The organism is Caballeronia novacaledonica, from assembly GCF_900258035.1.
Taxonomy (GTDB): domain Bacteria; phylum Pseudomonadota; class Gammaproteobacteria; order Burkholderiales; family Burkholderiaceae; genus Caballeronia; species Caballeronia novacaledonica.
Window position 1 is genome coordinate 33,819 of the sequence record NZ_OGTP01000016.1, and the last position, 19,492, is coordinate 53,310.

Below are 19,492 nucleotides of genomic sequence, written 5' to 3' on the forward strand. Positions count from 1 at the left end.
ACGAATGGCAAAGGCGAGATTGTAGACGAACGTCATCACGCCGCCGCGCCTAGTTCCCGAACGCCGCGAGATACTCGGCCCAATGCGGCGACGATTCCTGCGCGAGCGCGTTCTTCACGACATTGATTTCGTCGGCGTACTCGTCGGGCGTGAAGCCGCCGCGCATCATCTGAAAACGACAGTACATCAGATACGTATTGACGACATCGGTCTCGCAATAGTTGCGAATTTCCTCGATCTGGCCGTCGCAGTACGCGTCCCAGACCTTGCCGCCATCCATGCCGAGCTTGCCGGGGAAGCCGCACAGTTTCGCGAGCGCATCGAGCGGCGCGTTGGCGCGCGCCTGATACATCGCGAGCACGTCCATCAAATCGATGTGACGCATGTGATAGCGGCCGATGTAATTGTTGAACTTGAACTCGCGGTCGTCCTGACCGAGGTCCCAGTAACGCGGCGCGGCGACGCCGTGCACCAGCGCACGGTAATGGAGCACGGGCAGATCGAAGCCGCCGCCGTTCCACGACACGAGTTGCGGCGTGTACTTCTCGATCACGCGATAGAACGACTGAATGAGCGCGGCCTCGCCATCGGCGGTGGTGCCGAGCGAGCGCACGCGAAAGCCGTTGTTGTCGCGAAACACGCAGGAGATCGCCGCGACGCGCTGCAGATGATGCGGCAGAAAGTCGTTGCCGACGCGCTCGCGGCGCGCCGCGAACGCATGTTCGGCCACCTCGCGGTCGGAAAGATCGTCGGGCAAATCGTCGAGACGGCGAATGCCGTCGACATCGGGGATTGTTTCGATGTCGAAAACGAGAATCGGTGTCATTGAATCCTGGAACGCGATGCCCTGGCGGGCACCGCCAAAGCGTTAAAGCACGGCGTCCTTGCGAACGCCGTTGGATGCGAAAAAGCGCTTGAGCCGCACGAGCGCCTCTTGCTGGATCTGGCGCACACGCTCGCGCGTGAGGCCCATTTCCTCGGCGAGCTCTTCGAGCGTCGCGGGTTCGATGTGGTTCAGCCCGAAACGCCGCTCGATCACGTGCCGGTGTTTGTCGGACAGGCGCGACAGCCACAGGCGCGTAAGCGATTCGAGCTCGCGATGCTGCACTTCGGCATCCGGCGACTGACTCTGGTCGTCGGACAGAAGATCGAGCAGGCTGCTGCCCGGATCGAGGTCGAGCGGTGCGTCGAGCGAAGCCGTGTGCTCGTTGAGCGCGAGGATATCGGTGACTTCCTCGGGCGTCTTGCCGGTCAGATACGCGATATCGTCAATGCTCGCGTCGCGCCGCTCGGGGGCGACGCTGTCGTTCGAATTGGCGGAATTTTTTTCCAGATGGCGCTTCGCGCGCAGCACCTGATTGAGTTCGCGGATCACGTGCACCGGCAGCCGCACCGTGCGCGCCTGGTTCATGATCGCGCGCTCGATACTCTGGCGGATCCACCAGGTGGCGTAAGTCGAGAAACGAAAGCCGCGCGTCGGATCGAATTTCTCGATGGCGTGCATGAGGCCGAGATTGCCTTCCTCGATCAGATCGAGCAGCGGCACGCCGCGATTGAGATAACCCTTCGCGATGCTGACGACGAGCCGCAGATTGCGCTCGATCATGACCTGCCGCGCTTCGAATTCGCCCGCCTTCGCGAGCCGCGAATAGCGCTGCTCTTCCTCGACGGTCAAGAGCGGCTTCACGCTGATGCGATTCAGGTAGTGCTGAATGGTGTCGGCCGTGAGCTCGGCCTGCAGGAGCGAGCGGAAGTCGTCGGCGTCAGGGGCGGAATCGTTTGCGCCTTCGCTCGCTTCGTCGCTGCCCTTTCCGCGGCTGCCGCCTTCTTCCTCGGAGTCGACATCGACATCGACGTTGTCGATTTCGTCATCATGAGTCGAAGCACCGTCTTCCACCGACACTTGCAAGGGTCGGCTGATCGTCTCAGTCTCGGCTAGCGGCAGGCGGCGCTTCGTTTTTGGCATGATGGTTTCGCTTTATTGCGGCGGCAAATACTTCAGTGGGTCAACAGGTTTTCCCTGCCGGCGAACTTCGAAATGCAACATCACGCGGTCCGAATCGCTGTTCCCCATCTCAGCGATCTTCTGCCCTTTAGTTACCGCGTCCCCTTCTTTTACCATCAAAGCGCGGTTATGTGCGTACGCGGTGAGAAAAGTCGCGTCATGCTTGATGATAATGAGATTGCCGTAGCCGCGCAGCCCATTTCCGGAATAAACCACCCGGCCGTCCGCCGACGCGTTGACCGGATCTCCCGCCGCACCGCCAATATTCAAACCCTTGTTCTTCGCGTCGTCGAACGTGCCGAGAATCGGTCCGCGCGCCGGCCAGATGAACGCCGGCTGAGCCGCGGGCGCCGCCGCATTGGCATCCGCGCCAGGCACACCCGGCGCCGACGCCATGCCCGCCGCCGCAGCAGGGGTTCCGGGCGTTGCGCCCATGCCCGAATTCGGACCGTAATACGGCGGCTGCGCGGTCGTGCCCGGCTGCGGCGACGCGTAGGCGTTCGTACCGTTGAGCGGCTGCGTCTGCACGCCGCCGCCAATGATCGGCGCGGTCGCCACACCGGGGGTCGCCGCCGAGACGTTCGCACCCGGAGGCGCCACGCGCATCAACTGGCCGACTTCGATCTGGTTCGGGTTGGTCAGGTTGTTCCACGTCGCGATATCGTGATAATTCTGACCGTTTTCCAGCGCGATCCGATATAGGGTATCGCCCGGCTTCACACGGTAATAGCCCGGCGGCGGCGGTCCGTTGTCCGGCGTCTGGGCCGCCGTCGTGCCGATGGGCGCGCCCGTTCTGTCGACGACGGGCGCCATGTCCATGCGCGTCGAACACGCGGCCAGCGCGGACAACGCCAGCACGCACACGCCGCGCTGCGCCGCGCTCAGGCGTTGGCCTGCACTTCCTTCTTGCAAAGCACGCAGGATACTCATCGGGTCAAATCACTCCGGATTTTAAAGGTACAAAAAAGACGCGATCGAGTTGCTCTTCTCGCCATTGTGTTGCCGACACGCGCGTGACGAGCGTCAGCACCTGCGACTGCGCGGCCTGCGATCCGACCGGCGCGACGAGCTTGCCGCCCACCGCCAGTTGATCCAGCAGGGCCTGCGGCACGTCGAGGCCCGCGCAGGCGATCACGATTGCGTCGAACGGCGCGGCCGCGGGCAAGCCCAGGCGGCCGTCGCCGTAATGCAGCCTGATGTTCGGCACACGCAACGGCCGAAGGTTGAGCTTCGCGCGCTCCGACAATGGGCGCACGCGCTCGATCGAATAAACCTCGGTGGCGACCTGCGACAGCACCGCCGCCTGATAGCCACACCCTGTGCCGATCTCCAGCACCTTGTTCAATGCGCGTCCCGTCGCGACCAGCTCGATCATGCGCGCCACGACGGACGGCTTCGAGATCGTCTGGTGATGGCCGATCGGCAGCGCGGCATCTTCGTAAGCCTGCGCGGCGAGCCCCGGATCGACGAACATGTGACGCGGCACCACCGACATCGCATTGAGCACGCGCGGATCGGTCACGCCGTTCGAGCGAAGCCGTTCGACCATGCGCTCCCGCACCCGTTCCGACGTGAGCGTCTGAGTGCTCGCCAGCGCAACGTTGGGCGCGCCTTTTTTCGGCGCGCTGGCGGTGGTATTCGGATCGCGTTCGGCGGATCGCGCCGCCGGGCGCAACGCGCTTGCGCGCGGGGCGTGCGGCGCATGATGCGTCTGCGCGGCGCTCTTGCTCGCGGACGAAACCGGTTTCGCCGCGCCAACGGCCGGCTTCTTGCCGGAACGCGCCGGAAAAACCGACGTGGCCGGCGTCGCGGACGCCGCCGCCGTCGCGGGATTTTTCATCGGCGCGTTCGCCGCGCGCGATGGACCCGGCTTCGCCGGTTGCGCGGGCGCGGGCTTGAGCGCCGAAGCGGCGGCTTGCTTCGCGCGGGAATCCTGCGGCCGGTTCGCGGGCTTGCGCGGCTCGCGAACCAGATCCGCGAGCGCCAGCGGAAAGCGCTTGGCGCGCTCGTCGCTCATGTGCGACCGCTCCCGGCGCGCGCCCATTCGCGCGTTTCGGCCATGAGCTTCGTGTGAGTCAGATCGAGTTGCAGCGGCGTGATCGAGACGAAGCCGTTCGCGACCGCGTGGAAATCGGTGCCTTCGCTCGCGTCGAGCGCGTCGCCCGACGGGCCGATCCAGTAAATCGGGTTGCCGCGCGGATCGCTCTGGCGAATCACCGGCTGCGACGGATGGCGCTTGCCGAGGCGCGTGACGGTCCATGCGCCGAGCTGCTCGTACGGCAGGCTCGGGATGTTCACGTTCAGCAACGGATGGCCCGGCATCGGATGTTCGAGGAAATGCGCAACGATCTCCGCTGCCACGCGCGCGGCGTCTTCGAGATGAAGCCAGTCGCGCCCGACGAGCGAAAACGCGATCGCCGGAATGCCGAACATGAAGCCTTCCGTGGCAGCCGCGACGGTGCCCGAGTACAGCGTGTCCTCGCCGACGTTCTGCCCGTTGTTGATGCCCGACACGACGAGATCCGGCTGTTGCTCGAGCATGCCGGTCAGCGCGATGTGCACGGAATCGGTCGGCGTACCGTTCACGAAGTTGAAACCGTTCGGCGCCTGATGAACGCTCAAGGGCCGCGACAGCGTAAGCGAGTTGGACGAGCCGCTGCAGTTCTGCTCGGGCGCCATCACGGTCACTTCGCCGAGCGGCTGCAGCACTTCGTGCAGCACATTGATGCCGCGCGCCAGATAACCGTCGTCGTTGCTGAGTAGGATTCGCATCCGACGATTGTAACCGAGGAAAGTGGCGCGACGACGACTCGCAGGCTCGCTCCCGACCTGCCCTGTGCCCTAAACTGAGCCTTCGTAAAACGAGGAGACGCCATGCGCGCCGTACGCTGCAACCAACACGGATTACCCGACACGCTTTCGGTCGAAACGCTCCCCGATCTGCATCCGGACGCGGGCGAAGTCGTCATCGATGTGAAAGCGGCGAGCGTGAATTTCCCCGACGTGCTCGTCATCCAGAACAAATACCAGTTCAAGCCGCCGCTGCCGTTCACGCCCGGCGCGGAGTTCGCCGGCATCGTGCGCGAAGTGGGCGCGGGCGTCACGCGCCTGTCGCCCGGCATGCGCGTGGCCGCTTATACCGCGCAAGGCGCGTTCGCCGAACAGGCGCGCGCGAAGGAAGCGGATTGCATCGCGTTGCCCGATGACGTCGATCTCGCCGGCGCCGCCGCATTCACGCTCGCCTACGGCACGTCGTATCACGCGCTCGTCGATCGCGGCGAACTCAAGGCCGGCGACACGCTGCTCGTGCTGGGCGCGGCGGGCGGCGTCGGTATCGCCGCGGTCCAGATCGGCAAGATCGTCGGGGCGCGCGTGATCGCGGCGGCGTCGAGCGCGGACAAGCTCGCGTTCTGCCGCGAGCACGGCGCGGACGACGTCATCGACTACGAGGAGGATTTGCGCGAGCGCATCAAGGCGCTGACCGGCGGCGACGGACCGGATGTCATCTTCGATCCCGTCGGCGGCGCGTATGCGGAACCCGCGTTCCGAAGCATCGGCTGGCGCGGGCGGTATCTGGTCGTCGGCTTCGCGAACGGCGAGATTCCGAAGCTGCCGTTCAATCTCGCGCTGCTGAAAGGCGCGAGCATCGTCGGCGTGTTCTGGGGCGGCCACATGCAACGCGAGCACGCGATCGCCGATCGGGAATTCGCGACGATGGTCGACTGGATCAAGTCGGGCAAGCTGCGCCCCGTCGTCACGAAGCGCTATTCGCTCGACGACACGCCACGCGCCCTCGACGACATGATGAACCGGCGCGTGACCGGCAAGATCGTGATCGAGCCGTGATGCGAGGCTGCTAACATCGCGCCCTTTCGAGTCCATTCAGCACGCCATGACGAGCACCCGCCCCGACGCCAGCGTCATCGTACCGGTCTACAACTGCGAGCCGTGGCTCGAAGCGCTGTTGCGCTCGGTGCTCGATCAGCAAGGCGTCGATCTGGAAGTCATCGCGATCTGCGACGGCGCGACGGACGGCAGTCTCTCCGTGCTCGAATCGATGGCGGCGCGCGACGCGCGTATTCGCGTGGTGACGCAGGAGAATCGCGGCGTCTCCGCGACGCGCAATGTCGGCCTGTCACTCGCGCGCGGCGAGTGGATCGTGTTCGCCGACGGCGACGACTGGATGAAGCCCGGCACGATGCGCACGTGGATCGAACACGGCGAAAAGCATGATCTCGACGTCGTGATCGGCAACGGATTCAGCTTCGACGCACTGCCCGCCCCTGCCGATCCCCCGCCGATGTACGAACGCCAGCCCTGGGGCGAAATCTGCACCGGCACGGCGTGGCTCGAACGAACCGTGCCGAACGACGACTGGGTCGTCTGCGTCTGGCTGCAATGCGTGCGACGCCGGTTCGTCGAAGCGCACGGCCTGCGTTTCGAGGAAGGCGTCGTGCACGAGGACATCATCTGGGCGTTGGGTGTCGGGCTGCACGCGCGGCGCGTCGGTTTCGTGCGCGAGCCTTGCTACGGTTATCGGCGCAATCCGGCGTCGATCACCCGCTCGCCGTCGCAGGCCGACGTCGCGCGCCGCGCCGCGGGTTATCTGCGCGTGATCGACGCGCTCGTGACCGCCGCGCTCGACCCGCGAACCGATCGAAGTCTGAGCCGGATTCTGTTGCGCCAGGCCAACCGCGAGGGCGGTCATCTGCTGCACGTGCTCAGAAAGCGCCTGCACGACGACGATCTGCGCAAGTCTTTCGCCCGGCAGTTTCTGCAGTCCGGTTACATCCGCGTGATGTTGAAGGGCGCGACCAACGCGAGCGAAATGTGGCGCGCGCTTCGCTGCTGGCGCATTTACTCGCGCTTCGCGACCTGAAGCGCGCGTCTAGAACCGCCGCGACTGCGCGCCGGGCAGCATGCCGATGCGCGTCGCCGAATTGGTCTCGGCTGCCGCGAAGTGATGCGTCGCGCGCGCGTGCTTGCCATGCAGCTTGTGAAACGCGGACATCACGCGCCGCACGGTGAGCAGCCTTTGCCACAAACGCTCGCGAAGCCCGCCGAAGGGCAAAAAGGAAGGCGCCAGCACGACCGCGCCCGGCCCCCAGCCGGGACGCCAGGAGCGCGCGAGGCCCTGACGCATGAAAAGCGAAAGCGTGGGCACGCCGATGCACGACGCGAGATGCCCGAGGCCCGAGTCGTTGCCGATGAACCACGATGACTCCGCGATCCACGCCGCGACTTCGCTCAACTTCGGCAGCGCGTGGACCTCGCAGCCTTCCTTCGCGATTTCACCTCGCACATCCAGCTCGGAAGGCGCGACGAGAAAGCTCGGCTGTAACTGACGACGCACGAGCACACGCGACAGCGCGATGAACTTCTTGCGGCTCCACATCTTTTCGGGATGGCTGCCGGTAGGATGAATGACGACACGATTGGCGAAGCGCCCGCGCATGACGTCCGACGGCACGACGAGACCGTTCGAGCGCGTCACGTCGGCAAGGCCGAGCACGTTCGTCGCGATATCGACGATGCGGTCCACCATATGTTTCGAGCCGCCGTATTCCGGCAGCGTGGCGAGGCAAATCGTCTTGCCGGAACGGCTCAGCGTCGACGCGTAGTCGGTCGGCCGAAGCTCGAGAACCGTGTCGAACGCGCCCTGCCAGGCGGCGCGCTGTCCCACGGTCACATGCGGAAACCAGTCGGCAAGCTGCTCCGCGACCCAGCCGAACACGACGGGCCGATATCCGTTGCGGATGAGATTGTCGACGAGGACGAGCCCGATGAGGCTGTCACCGATCGGCGATGGCAGCACCACCGCTATCGAACTGTCAGTTCGCAGTTTCATTCTTGCTCTCGCGGGATCGCGCGGATGGACGTCGCACGGAACCCGCGCAATGGCGCCCGAATACGGAGTGTCGCCCGGTTTGCGTTACGACTTGATGTGCTGCTCGCGTCGATTCAGCCCCGAATCACGGAAGATCGGATGAGGCACGCCACACGACGCCCGGTCAGCGAAGCATCATAGCGAGATCGGCGGAGTCCTGCCATAACGAAACTTCTAAAAACGGGCTGCCGCGGTTTACCGCTTATTTGCGCGTCCCTTCAGAGCTTCTCGGTTTCCCCGCTCTTCGGCTGCCATTTCATGAGGCGTCGCTCGGCCAGCGCGACGAGGCCGTCGAGCACCAGCGCGAACGCCGTCAGCACGAGGATGCCGGCGAACACCGTGTTGATGTCGAAGGTGCCTTCGGCCTGAAGAATCAGATAACCGACGCCGCGCGCCGAGCCGAGATACTCGCCCACCACCGAACCGACGAACGCGAGCCCCACCGACGTATGCAAGCTGGAAAACACCCAGCTCGTCGCGCTCGGCAAATAGACGTGCCGCAGCAGTTGCTTGCGATTCGCGCCGAGCATGCGCGCGTTGGCGAGCACGACCGGGCTCACTTCCTTCACGCCCTGATAGACGTTGAAAAACACGATGAAAAACACGAGCGTCACGCCCAGCGCGACCTTCGACCAGATGCCGAGCCCGAACCACACCGCGAAGATCGGCGCGAGAATCACGCGCGGCATCGAGTTGGCCGCCTTGATGTAGGGATCGAGAAGCGCGCTCGTCGTGGGCGCGAGCGCGAGCCACAGCCCCACGCCGAGCCCGGACACGGTGCCGATCACGAACGCCAGCACGGTTTCGATCAGCGTCACCCACAGATGGATGTAGATCTCGCCGCTCGTGAACCACTCCCAGATGCGCACGAGCACCTTCTGCGGCTCGCCGAAGAAGAACGCGGCCTTGTTGGCGTCGTCGAAATAGAAAGGCGGCAGGAGCGTCGGGCTCGTCAGCACGTACCACAGCACGAAGCACGCGAGCAGCAGCAACCATTGCCACACGATGAGATTCGCCCGATTCGGGCGCAGCTTGTTCCACATGATCGTATTGGCTTATTCGACGGCGGGCTTCAATTGCTGCTGATAACCCTTCAACACTTCCTCGCGCAGCACGCCCCAGATTTGCGCATGCAGTTCGACGAAGCGCGGATGCGAGCGGATTTCGGCGACATCGCGCGGGCGCGGCAGGTCGATCGCGAACTCGCCGATCGGATGCGTGCCCGGCCCCGCCGCCAGCACGACGACGCGATCGGACATCGAGATCGCCTCGTCGAGATCGTGCGTGATGAACAGCACGGCCTTGCGCTTCGCGGCCCACAGGTCGAGCAGCTCGTTTTCCATCAACTGGCGCGTTTGAATGTCCAGCGCGGAGAACGGCTCGTCCATCAGGATGATGTCCGGATCGAGGATGAGCGTCTGCGCCATCGCGACGCGCTTCCTCATGCCGCCCGACAACTGATGCGGGTAACGATCGCCGAAGCCGCCGAGACCCACGCGCTTTAGCCACGCCTCGCCGCGCGCCTCGGCTTCGGCTTTCGGCACGCCCTGAAACGCGAGGCCGGCCGTCACGTTGTCGAGCGCCGAGCGCCACGGCATCAGGCCATCGGCCTGGAACATGTAGCCCGCGCGGCGATTGATGCCCTTCAGCGTTTCGCCGAACACGCTGACCGTGCCCGACGACGGTTCGAGCAGCCCCGCCGACACGTTGAGCAGCGTGGACTTGCCGCAGCCGGTCGGCCCGACGACGGACACGAACTCGCCCGGCGCAATCGCGAGACTCGTATTGCGCACCGCCGTATAGCGATCCTTGCGATTCTCCCGCGACGAGAACGTGCAGGTGACGTCCGCGAGCGCGAGCGCGGGTTTCGAAATCGACGACATCGATCAGACCTTGACGGTGGCGAGCGCCTTCTTGACGAAGTCGTTGGTCCAGGTCTTCGACAAGTCGATCGGCTTGCCCTTCACGGTTTCGTCGAAGGCTTGCAGCGTTTTGAGCGACGTCGCGGGACCGTCGGCGGGCATCAGGCCGTCCGGGGACAGCGCTTCCTTCACGTGCTGCCACGAATCGAGATAGAGCGCGCGATCGCCGAGCAGATAGCTCTCCGGCACGGTCGAAATCAGATCCTTGCCCGATGCCGACTGCAACCACTTCAGCGCGCGCACCATTGCGTTGGTGAGCGCCTGCGTCGTGTTCGGATTCTTCGTGATGAAAGTCTGCGATGCATACAGGCAGCCCGCCGGCATGTTGCCGCCGAACACCTTCACGGTATCGGCGAGCGTGCGCGTGTCGGAGACGATGCGGATGTCGCCCGCGCGGTCGAGCTTGGTCATCACCGGATCGAGATTGGCGATGGCGTCGATCTGGCCGGATTCCAGCGCGGCGATCGCGCCCGCTCCCGCGCCCACGCCGATGAACGACACGTCGGTCGCCTTCAGGCCGGCCTGCGCCAGCACGAAGCTCGCCATGATCGAGGTCGACGAGCCCGGCGCCGTCACGCCGATCTTCTTGCCTTTGAGATCCGCGACCGACTTGTAATTCGGCATCGCTTTCTTCGACACCGCGAGCACGATCTGCGGCGCGCGTCCTTGCAGCACGAACTCGCGGAAATACTGATTCTTCGCCTGCAGCAAAAGCGTGTGCTCGAACGCGCCGGAGACCACGTCCGCGCTGCCGCCGACCGCCGCCTGCAGCGCCTTCGCGCCGCCCGCGAAATCGGCGATTTCGACGTCGAGGCCTTCGTCCTTGAAGTAGTTGCGGCGCTCCGCGATCGTGAGCGGCAAATAGTAGAAGAGATTCTTGCCGCCGACCGCGATCGATACCTTGGCCTGCTCCGGCTTCGCCTGCGCGAACGCGAGCGGCATGGCCGACCACGATCCGGCCGCGAGCGCGGCGCCGCTCGCGATGAACGTTCTGCGTTTCATCGTTGTGTGTCTCCTTGGAATTCTTGTTGTCCGCGCGTGCGTCAGATCACTTTGGCCGCCCGCAGCCGCGCGATATCGTCGGCATCATACCCGAGCGTTTGAAGTACTTCATCCGTGTGTTCACCGAGTTGCGGGCCGAGCCAGCGCGTTTCGCCCGGCGTGTCCGAGAGCTTCGGCGTGACGTTCGGCAACGTGATGTCCTTGCCGTCCTGCCACGGAAAGCGTTGCAGCATCTGGCGCGCGATGTATTGCGGATCGGTGAACATGTCGGCGACGCTGTAGATGCGCCCGGCCGGCACGTCGGCGGCGTTGAGCACGGCGAGCGACTCGTCGATGCTGCGCGTCGCGAGCCACGCGGCGATGGCGTCGTCGATTTCCTTCGTGCGCGGCACGCGGCCATCGTTCGACGCGAGCGCGGGATCGTCCGCGAGATCCGCGCGATCGATCGCGTTCATGAGACGCTTGAAGATCGGATCGCTGTTGCCGCCGATCACGATGCTGCCGTCGCGGCACGGATAGGTATTCGACGGCACGATGCCCGGCAGCGACGCGCCGGTGCGCTCGCGCACTAGTCCGTACACGCCGTACTCGGGAACGACGCTTTCCATCATGTTGAAGACGGCTTCGTACAGCGCCACGTCGACGACCTGCCCCTTGCCGCCATTCACCTGCCGATGATGCAGCGCCATCAGCGCGCCGATCACGCCGTGCAGCGCCGCGATCGAATCGCCGATGGAAATGCCGATGCGCGGCGGCGGCAAATCCGGATAGCCCGTGATGTGCCGCAAGCCGCCCATCGACTCGGCGATCGCGCCGAAACCCGGCCGGTCGCGGTACGGCCCGGTCTGCCCATAACCGGACAGACGCACCATCACGAGACCGGGATTGTCGGCGGACAGGACTTCATAACCGAGCCCGAGCTTTTCGAGCAAACCGGGCCGGAAGTTCTCGACGACGATATCGGCTTCCTTCGCGAGCCGGCGCACGATCTCCTTGCCTTCGTCGGCCTTGAGATTCACCGTCACCGATTTCTTGTTGCGCGCCTGCACCGCCCACCAGAGCGACGTGCCGCCCACTTCGGGATAAAGCTTGCGCCACTTGCGCAGCGGATCGCCGCCGTTCGGGTCTTCGATCTTGATGACGTCGGCGCCGAATTCGCCCATGAAGCGCGCGGCGAACGGCCCGGCGATGAGCGTGCCGAGCTCCAGAACCTTGACGCCGGCGAGTGGTCCCGTCGTTGCGCTCATGTTCGTCTCCCTTGTTTTTGTGCGGGTCTTAAAGCGGAATGTCGAGCGGCTTGAAGCGCGGCGTGCCGTCGGGCAACGTCTCGTTGAACATCGCGGCCGGGCGCACCCACAGCCCGCGTTCGTGCGGCCAGAGATGTTCGTAGACGATCATCGCTTCCTCGGTCTCGGAGTGGCGCGCCACGCCGATCACGCGATACAGCCCGCCCTTGTAGTGACGATGCGTCGCGAGCCCGAGCGCTTCGGTTTCTGTCATGGAATCGATCCTTATACGGAACGCCGGTCGAGCATCGCGCGCGCGATCGTGCCCGCATCGACATATTCGAGCTCGCCGCCGACGGGAACGCCGCGCGCGAGCCGCGTCACTTTCAGTCCTTTCGATTTGAGCGTCTGCGCGAGATAGTGCGCGGTCGCCTCGCCTTCGTTCGTGAAGTTGGTGGCGAGCACCACTTCCTGCACCGTGCCGTCGAGCGCGCGGCTGATCAGGCGCTCGAAGTGGATCTCTTTCGGCCCGATTCCGTCGAGCGGACTCAGCCGCCCCATCAGCACGAAATAGAGCCCGCGATACGTGAGCGTCTGCTCGAGCATGATCTGATCGGCGGGCGTTTCGACGACGCACAGCAAGGCCGGGTCGCGTTCCTCGTCGAGGCAGACTTCGCAGATGTCGGCTTCGGTGAAGGTGTTGCACTTCTCGCAGTGCTTCAGATGCCCGGTGGCGAAGAGAAGCGATGCGCCGAGTTTTTCGGCGCCCGCGCGGTCGTGCTGCATCAGGTGATACGCCATGCGCTGCGCCGACTTCGGTCCGACGCCGGGCAGCGCGCGCAGCGCTTCGACGAGCGCCGACAGGGCGGAAGGTTGTTTCATGTTTCCTCATGGCACGCCGGAATCGCTCCGGCGCGCGGGTTTAGAACGGCAGCTTGAAACCCGGCGGCATCGGCATGCCGGCGGTCATGCCGCTCATCTTCTCTTGCGTGGTGGCTTCGGCCTTGCGCACGGCGTCGTTGAACGCGGCGGCGACGAGGTCTTCGAGCATGTCCTTGTCGTCGGCGAGCAGGCTCGGGTCGATCTGCACGCGACGCACGTCGTTCTTGCAGGTCATCGTCACTTTCACGAGACCGGCGCCGGACTGGCCCTCGACCTCGATCAGCGCGAGCTGATCCTGCATCTTCTTCATGTTTTCCTGCATCTGCTGAGCCTGTTTCATCAGCCCGGCGAGTTGGTTCTTCATCATGGTTCGGCTCCTTTCTGGAAAACGTGTAGCGAAAGCGCGCCTGATTCGCGCGCTCGTGATTCAGTGTCTACGCGCGGCGTCGAAAAAACCGCCGCGCGCTTCGATTCATGACGGGTTCGCGCCCGATGCGGAGATCGGCTTAATCGAACCCTGCACGATGCTCGCGCCGAAATCGCGGATCAGCGATTGCACGAACGGATCCTGCTTGATCTCCTGCTCGGCTTCCTGCTGGCGGCGCGCGCGCTCGGCCGCGTCGAGCGCGGCGGCGGTGCGGCGCACGGGCGCGACGTTGACGCTGACTTCGACCGCGCGGCCCAGCTTTTCGGCGAGCGCCGCCTTGAGCTTCGTGACGTGCGATGCGTCGGTGTACATCTGCACCGCGACGGCGAGCGTGACGGAATTCGCGTCGCAGGCGGTCAGTTCGCTGTTGAACGCGAGCTGATAAGCGACGCCCTTCAGCGGCAGATCGACGGCAAGCGCGGCCCATTCGACCGATACGCCGAGCGCATCGAGCGGAACGGCGGGCGGCAGCGGCTTCACGTCGATGACGGGCGCGGGTTTCGCGACGGGCTCGGCGTTGAAGCGCATGTCGTCGGGACCGCTGTCGAAGGCGGGCACGAAGCCGTCGTCCGGCGGCATGAAGTAGTCGGCTTCCGATCCCGCCGGCGCATAGTCGTCGGGCGGCATGTCTTCCCACGGCGGAACGACGCCGGACTTGGCTGCTGCGGTTTTCGATTCGGGCGCTGCGGGCGCGCGACGAGGCGTGGGCGCCTGAACTTGCGCGACGGGCTTCGGCGCCGCGGGAGCCGCCGGTGCGCTTCGCGCGCCGCGATCGGAAGACAGGCGCATGCCGGCGCTGCGCAACACGTCGAGCGCCGCGCTTGCGCCGCCTGCGGGGCGCGGCGCCGCAGGCTCGGGCGCCGATGCTTGCACGGCCTGGCGCACCGCGCTTGGCATCGGCTTCGAAGCGACGGGTTCGCTCGTCTCGTTGATCGGCGTGGACTCCGCGCTTTCGACCGGCGGCGTTTCTTTAGCCTTGACGATGACGGTTTCCGTGGAAAGCGCCGGCGCTTTCGCCACGGGCGCGGGCGCGACCGCACGTTCGGCCATCGCACCCGCGAGCGCCGCCGTGCGCGCGGGCTTGACGCTCGCCGGTGCGCTCACCGCCACGCCGCTGCCCGGTCCGCCCGCAGGCTCGAAAGCGAGCATGCGCAGCAGCGTCATCGTGAAGCCCGCGTATTCGTCGGGCGCGAGGCCGAGCTCGCTGCGCCCGACCGTTGCGATCTGATAGAAAAGCTGCACCTGTTCGGCGGAAAGGAGTTCGGCGAAACGGCGGATATCCGCGGCTTCCGGCCATTCGTCCAGCACCGACGACGGCGCGAACTGCCCCCAAGCGATTCGATGCAGGAGACTCGCGAGATCCTGCAACGCCGTCGAAAACGACAGGCTGCGCAGCGCCATTTCATCGGCGATCGCGAGCACGCCGGGACCGTCGCCGGCGGCGAGCGCATCGATGAGGCGGATCAGATAGCTTTGATCGAGCGCGCCGAGCATGCCGCGCACGGCTTCCTCGGTGACTTCGTTGGCCGAATAGGCGATGGCCTGATCGGTCAGCGAAAGCGCGTCGCGCATGCTGCCGTCCGCCGCGCGCGACAAGAGGCGCAGCGCCTGCGACTCGAACGTGATGCTCTCCTGCTGAAGAATGTTCTCCAGATGCGACACGATATGCCCCGCCGGCATCTGCTTCAGATTGAACTGCAGACAGCGCGAGAGCACGGTGACCGGAATCTTCTGCGGATCGGTCGTCGCGAGAATGAACTTCACGTGCGGCGGCGGCTCTTCCAGCGTCTTCAACATGGCGTTGAAGGCGTGGTTCGTGAGCATGTGCACTTCGTCGATCATATAGACCTTGAAGCGCGCATCGACAGGTGCGTACACCGCGCGTTCGAGCAGCGCCGCCATTTCGTCGACGCCGCGATTGCTCGCCGCATCCATTTCGACGTAATCGACGAAACGGCCTTCGTCGATTTCCCGGCACGCGCGGCACACGCCGCACGGCTTGGACGTCACGCCGGTTTCACAATTGAGCGCCTTCGCGAAGATGCGCGAGAGCGTCGTCTTGCCGACGCCGCGCGTGCCCGTGAAGAGATAGGCGTGATGCAGGCGGCCGCCGTCGAGCGCGTGCGTGAGCGCACGAACGACGTGCTCCTGGCCGACGAGCGACTCGAACGATTTCGGCCGCCATTTGCGTGCGAGAACTTGATAGGTCATGCGCGAAATTGTATCAGCAACGACCTTGCGCAAACGCCGCCCCAAAGGCTGCCGGAGCGCACGGACAAGCGTTACGGACGCGCGAAAATAGGCCGAGTGACGGCGCGGAATACGGCGAAGAAATCAGGGAAAACGAGAGAGGAACAACAGAAGAAAAGCGGAAGGTGACGAGCCCGACCCTCGGCACTGGTGGAAAGCGGCTGTGGCTGCTTCGTTCCCGACCTGACCAGGTTGACCGCGCCACCATGCGAGGAGGCCCGTCACGTCGAATTGTACCACGGGGTCGGCGCCGCCTGGAAGCCGGCCGCGAATTGCGCGGACCTTGGCGACGCCCTCTTGCGCTTCGTGTTTTCGCCCTCAGATGCGGCCTATCGGTACCCGGCAACGGATAGCAAAGTAGGCTAAGATGACATTTGAATAACCCGGATGTGGTGCATTTTGCCCTTCCTCGGAACATTCGCCGCCGTTCGCGAGCCGTATTGGCGCACGGCGTGCGGGCCGAATCCTGGCCGTTGGCGACGAAAATTTTTTTCAGTTTGGTGTATCGTGGCGAGCATTCAAACGCGGACCTCGAAACAATAGAGGTATTCAGACAATGAGCGAATCAATCAAGCACATCAGCGACGCTTCTTTTGAACAGGATGTCGTCAAGTCGGATAAACCTGTCCTGCTCGACTTTTGGGCGGAGTGGTGCGGTCCGTGCAAAATGATCGCCCCGATCCTCGACGAAGTCGCGAAGGATTATGGCGATCGCCTGCAAATCGCGAAGATCAACGTGGACGAGCATCAGTCGACGCCCGTGAAGTTCGGCGTGCGCGGCATTCCCACGCTGATCCTCTTCAAGAACGGCGCAGTCGCTGCCCAGAAGGTCGGCGCATTGTCGAAGTCGCAACTGACCGCGTTCCTCGACAGTAACCTGTAACCGCATTATCGGCGGGCGCCGGCATCTCCCGGCGTCCGCTTGCAGCATCCCCAGCGCACAACAGGCGCGAACGCGATGCAGGCGATGTTGTCGCGCGACAACATCGGCCCAAGAGGCCCGCCCAAAGCCGACCCGAGGCTCGCGTGGCGTGTGCTATGCTAGAATCACAAGAGTTCCAGAAGTATTAAGTCTCGAGCGGTTCCGCTCACCTCTTCTCCCAAATCTTTCTGTCGCACCTCTCTCCCCGGCGGGAAATCCGTATGCATTTATCCGAGCTCAAGTCTCAGCACGTGTCTGCACTGATCGAGATGGCCAATGGCCTCGAGATCGAAAATGCGAACCGCCTGCGCAAGCAGGAACTCATGTTCGCCATTCTTAAAAAGCGCGCCAAGGCTGGCGACACGATTTTCGGCGACGGCACGCTCGAAGTGCTGCCCGATGGCTTCGGCTTCCTGCGCTCGCCCGAGACCTCGTATCTCGCGAGCACGGACGACATTTACATCAGTCCGTCGCAAATCCGCCGCTTCAATCTGCATACCGGCGACACGATCGAAGGCGAAGTGCGCACGCCGAAGGACGGCGAGCGTTATTTCGCGCTCGTGAAGGTCGACAAAGTCAACGGGCAGCCGCCCGAGGCCTCGAAACACAAGATCATGTTCGAGAACCTCACGCCGCTGCATCCGAACAAGCCGCTGCCGCTCGAACGCGAAATGCGCGGCGAGGAAAACGTCACGGGCCGGATCATCGACATGATCTCGCCGATCGGCAAGGGCCAGCGCGGCCTGCTCGTCGCGTCGCCGAAGTCGGGCAAGACCGTGATGCTCCAGCACATCGCGCATGCGGTGAAGGCGAATCATCCGGACGTCATCCTGTTCGTGCTGCTCATCGACGAGCGTCCGGAAGAAGTCACGGAAATGCAGCGCTCCGTGCGCGGCGAAGTCATCGCCTCGACGTTCGACGAACCCGCCGCGCGTCACGTGCAGGTGGCCGAAATGGTCATCGAGAAGGCGAAGCGTCTCGTCGAAATGAAGCACGACGTCGTGATTCTGCTCGACTCGATCACGCGTCTTGCGCGCGCCTACAACACGGTCGTGCCGGCGTCGGGCAAGGTGCTGACGGGCGGTGTCGACGCCAACGCGCTGCAGCGTCCGAAGCGCTTCTTCGGCGCGGCGCGCAATATCGAAGAAGGCGGCTCGCTGACGATCATCGGCACGGCGCTCATCGAGACGGGCAGCCGAATGGACGACGTGATCTACGAAGAGTTCAAGGGCACCGGCAACATGGAAGTGCACCTCGAGCGCCGTCTCGCGGAAAAGCGCGTGTATCCGTCCATCAACCTGAACAAGTCGGGCACGCGCCGCGAAGAACTGCTCATCAAGCCGGACCTGCTGCAGAAGGTCTGGGTGCTGCGCAAGTTCATTCACGACATGGACGAAGTCGAAGCCATGGAATTCCTGCTCGACAAGATCCGTCAGACGAAGAACAACGCCGAGTTCTTCGACATGATGCGTCGCGGCGGAGGCTGATCCCGCTTCGTTGCGTCGAGAAAAAACCGTCTGCTTCGTCAGGCGGTTTTTTATTGGCGCCGTGCGTACAATCCGCAACTGTTCCCGTCTTCCGGTCCGACGCATGGCCAACCTCTTTTCCCGCTGGTTCGGTGCGCAACGCCGCGAGCGCGCGCTGCGCAAATACGCGATCGACGACGCGCTCTGGCAGCGCACGCTCGACACGTACCCGTGCTTCGGCCATCTGAATGCGGACGACCTCGGCCGCCTGCGCGAAACCGCGAGTCTTTTCATCGCGCAAAAGGAATTTACGACCGCGCACGATCTCGAACTCACCGATCGGATGATCGTCTCGATCGCCGCGCAAGCCTGCCTGCCGGTGCTCAATCTCGGTCTCGATCTGTATCGCGGCTGGGTCGGCGTGATCGTCTATCCGGGCGAGTTCATCATCAGGAAGACGGTCGAGGACGAAGACGGCGTCGTGCACGAGATCGAGCACGATGCGAGCGGCGAGGCGTGGGAAGGCGGTCCCGTCGTGCTCTCGTGGGAAGATGCGCAGATGGCGGACGGCTCGGACGCCTACAACGTCGTGATCCACGAGTTCGCGCACAAGATCGACATGGTGACGGGCGAGGCCGATGGTCACCCCCCGCTCTTTCGCCGCTGGCACGCGCCGCTCGACGCCACCGCCTGGTCCGATATCTTCGACAACGCCTACGACCAGTTCTGCGCGCGCGTGGACGCCGTGCCGCAGTCGCGCTTTCGCCGTTTCGAACGCGAATCGCTGATCGATCCTTACGCCACGGACCATCCGTCGGAGTTTTTCGCCGTGTGCAGCGAGGCGCTTTTCGTGACGCCGCAGGCGTTCGAAGCCGAGTATCCCGAGCTTTACCGGCTGCTCGCGCGCTATTACCGGCAGGACCCGGCGGGCGTCGGCGCGCTCGACGCCTGAGTTGCGCCGCAACGCCCGAAAAAGATGTCAAGCGACTGATTTTCTGGCATAATCGCCGTTTTTCGACCCTAGGCAAGTGACTCGCTCGGCACTCGATCAAGCAAGTGCAACGGGTTGGCTACCGCCAGATCTCAGGAAAGACCATGAAACAAGGCATTCACCCCGATTACCGCGAAGTCCTGTTCGTCGACATGTCGAACGACTTCAAGTTCGTGACGCGTTCGACCATCCACACGCGCGAAACCGCCGAATTCAACGGCAAGACCTACCCGCTCGCGAAAATCGAAGTGTCGTCGGAATCGCACCCGTTCTACACCGGTCAGCAAAAGATCATGGACACGGCGGGCCGCGTCGAGAAGTTCAACAACAAGTTCGCGCGCTTCTCCACCAAGAAGTAAGTCGGGCTTCATGCTTCAGCAAAAAGGGCAGCTTTGGCTGCCCTTTTTTGTCGCCGATTGCTTTTCTTCTTTCAAGCGTTGTTGCGCGCGGTTATCGCCGGCATCATCGAACCGCCCTTAACGCCGCTGCGCGACTACAATGCCGGTTTGCTC

At 64.1% G+C, this 19,492-nt stretch carries 20 protein-coding genes and 1 other RNA gene; 6 read left to right on the forward strand and 15 right to left on the reverse strand.

Going from position 1 to position 19,492, the window contains the following annotated elements; translation table 11 throughout:
* Positions 1-49: 49 nt before the first annotated feature.
* The 5 genes from NOV72_RS21085 to surE are packed head-to-tail and all read right to left on the reverse strand — an operon-like array spanning position 50 to position 4,777.
* Positions 50-826: a 3'-5' exonuclease gene (locus NOV72_RS21085; protein ID WP_106856524.1), complete on the reverse strand. Its 777-nt coding sequence runs from the start codon at positions 824-826 to the stop codon at positions 50-52.
* Positions 827-868: 42 nt separating this feature from the next.
* Positions 869-1,966, reverse strand: a complete 1,098-nt coding sequence (gene rpoS, locus NOV72_RS21090) for an RNA polymerase sigma factor RpoS (protein ID WP_106856525.1) — start codon at positions 1,964-1,966, stop codon at positions 869-871.
* 12 nt (positions 1,967-1,978) lie between these two features.
* Entirely contained in the window at positions 1,979-2,935 is a 957-nt protein-coding gene (locus NOV72_RS21095; protein ID WP_106856526.1) for a peptidoglycan DD-metalloendopeptidase family protein, read from the reverse strand.
* A gap of 4 nt (positions 2,936-2,939) precedes the next feature.
* Positions 2,940-4,049, reverse strand: coding sequence for a protein-L-isoaspartate(D-aspartate) O-methyltransferase (locus NOV72_RS21100; protein WP_106856527.1), 1,110 nt, complete (start codon positions 4,047-4,049; stop codon positions 2,940-2,942).
* The gene (surE, locus tag NOV72_RS21105; RefSeq protein ID WP_106856528.1) at positions 4,019-4,777 is read right to left on the reverse strand and encodes a 5'/3'-nucleotidase SurE; all 759 of its coding nucleotides are present in this window, start codon (positions 4,775-4,777) and stop codon (positions 4,019-4,021) included. Before surE ends, NOV72_RS21100 begins: the two co-directional genes overlap by 31 nt.
* Positions 4,778-4,879: 102 nt before the next feature.
* Between surE and NOV72_RS21110 the strand changes: the two genes are divergently transcribed.
* Both NOV72_RS21110 and NOV72_RS21115 read left to right on the forward strand, forming a co-directional pair.
* A complete protein-coding gene (locus tag NOV72_RS21110) occupies positions 4,880-5,851 on the forward strand; it encodes an NADPH:quinone oxidoreductase family protein (protein ID WP_106856529.1) in 972 nt (323 codons plus the stop codon).
* Between the two features lie 46 nt (positions 5,852-5,897).
* Positions 5,898-6,884, forward strand: a complete 987-nt coding sequence (locus tag NOV72_RS21115; protein WP_106856530.1) for a glycosyltransferase — start codon at positions 5,898-5,900, stop codon at positions 6,882-6,884.
* A 9-nt stretch (positions 6,885-6,893) separates the two neighbouring features.
* Here the strand turns inward: NOV72_RS21115 and NOV72_RS21120 are convergent, their stop codons facing one another.
* The 10 genes from NOV72_RS21120 to ffs form a co-directional block, all read right to left on the reverse strand.
* Complete coding sequence (locus NOV72_RS21120; RefSeq protein WP_106856531.1) at positions 6,894-7,853, reverse strand: glycosyltransferase family 9 protein; 960 nt, start codon at positions 7,851-7,853, stop codon at positions 6,894-6,896.
* Between the two features lie 257 nt (positions 7,854-8,110).
* The gene (locus NOV72_RS21125) at positions 8,111-8,935 is read right to left on the reverse strand and encodes an ABC transporter permease (RefSeq protein WP_106856532.1); all 825 of its coding nucleotides are present in this window, start codon (positions 8,933-8,935) and stop codon (positions 8,111-8,113) included.
* 12 nt (positions 8,936-8,947) lie between these two features.
* Positions 8,948-9,766: an ABC transporter ATP-binding protein gene (locus NOV72_RS21130; RefSeq protein WP_106856619.1), complete on the reverse strand. Its 819-nt coding sequence runs from the start codon at positions 9,764-9,766 to the stop codon at positions 8,948-8,950.
* Between the two features lie 12 nt (positions 9,767-9,778).
* Positions 9,779-10,816 (reverse strand): ABC transporter substrate-binding protein, encoded by a 1,038-nt coding sequence (locus tag NOV72_RS21135; RefSeq protein WP_106856533.1) that lies wholly within the window; start codon positions 10,814-10,816, stop codon positions 9,779-9,781.
* 41 nt (positions 10,817-10,857) lie between these two features.
* On the reverse strand, positions 10,858-12,063 hold the full coding sequence (locus NOV72_RS21140) for a CaiB/BaiF CoA transferase family protein (protein WP_106856534.1): 1,206 nt from the start codon (positions 12,061-12,063) through the stop codon (positions 10,858-10,860).
* A 28-nt stretch (positions 12,064-12,091) separates the two neighbouring features.
* Positions 12,092-12,316 (reverse strand): DUF1653 domain-containing protein, encoded by a 225-nt coding sequence (locus NOV72_RS21145; protein WP_106856535.1) that lies wholly within the window; start codon positions 12,314-12,316, stop codon positions 12,092-12,094.
* Positions 12,317-12,327: 11 nt separating this feature from the next.
* A complete protein-coding gene (recR, locus tag NOV72_RS21150) occupies positions 12,328-12,924 on the reverse strand; it encodes a recombination mediator RecR (RefSeq protein WP_106856536.1) in 597 nt (198 codons plus the stop codon).
* 40 nt (positions 12,925-12,964) lie between these two features.
* A complete protein-coding gene (locus tag NOV72_RS21155) occupies positions 12,965-13,291 on the reverse strand; it encodes a YbaB/EbfC family nucleoid-associated protein (protein ID WP_035930503.1) in 327 nt (108 codons plus the stop codon).
* Between the two features lie 105 nt (positions 13,292-13,396).
* Complete coding sequence (locus tag NOV72_RS21160) at positions 13,397-15,562, reverse strand: DNA polymerase III subunit gamma/tau (protein ID WP_106856537.1); 2,166 nt, start codon at positions 15,560-15,562, stop codon at positions 13,397-13,399.
* Between the two features lie 163 nt (positions 15,563-15,725).
* An RNA gene (gene ffs / locus NOV72_RS21165) (signal recognition particle sRNA small type) lies at positions 15,726-15,824 on the reverse strand.
* Positions 15,825-16,157: 333 nt separating this feature from the next.
* Between ffs and trxA the strand changes: the two genes are divergently transcribed.
* From trxA to NOV72_RS21185, 4 genes are all read left to right on the forward strand, one after another.
* Positions 16,158-16,484, forward strand: a complete 327-nt coding sequence (gene trxA / locus NOV72_RS21170; RefSeq protein WP_008349330.1) for a thioredoxin TrxA — start codon at positions 16,158-16,160, stop codon at positions 16,482-16,484.
* A gap of 260 nt (positions 16,485-16,744) precedes the next feature.
* Positions 16,745-18,010, forward strand: a complete 1,266-nt coding sequence (rho, locus tag NOV72_RS21175; protein WP_035501035.1) for a transcription termination factor Rho — start codon at positions 16,745-16,747, stop codon at positions 18,008-18,010.
* A gap of 103 nt (positions 18,011-18,113) precedes the next feature.
* Positions 18,114-18,941, forward strand: coding sequence for a M90 family metallopeptidase (locus NOV72_RS21180; RefSeq protein WP_106856538.1), 828 nt, complete (start codon positions 18,114-18,116; stop codon positions 18,939-18,941).
* Positions 18,942-19,084: 143 nt separating this feature from the next.
* On the forward strand, positions 19,085-19,339 hold the full coding sequence (locus tag NOV72_RS21185) for a type B 50S ribosomal protein L31 (protein ID WP_106856539.1): 255 nt from the start codon (positions 19,085-19,087) through the stop codon (positions 19,337-19,339).
* Positions 19,340-19,492 lie beyond the last annotated feature (153 nt).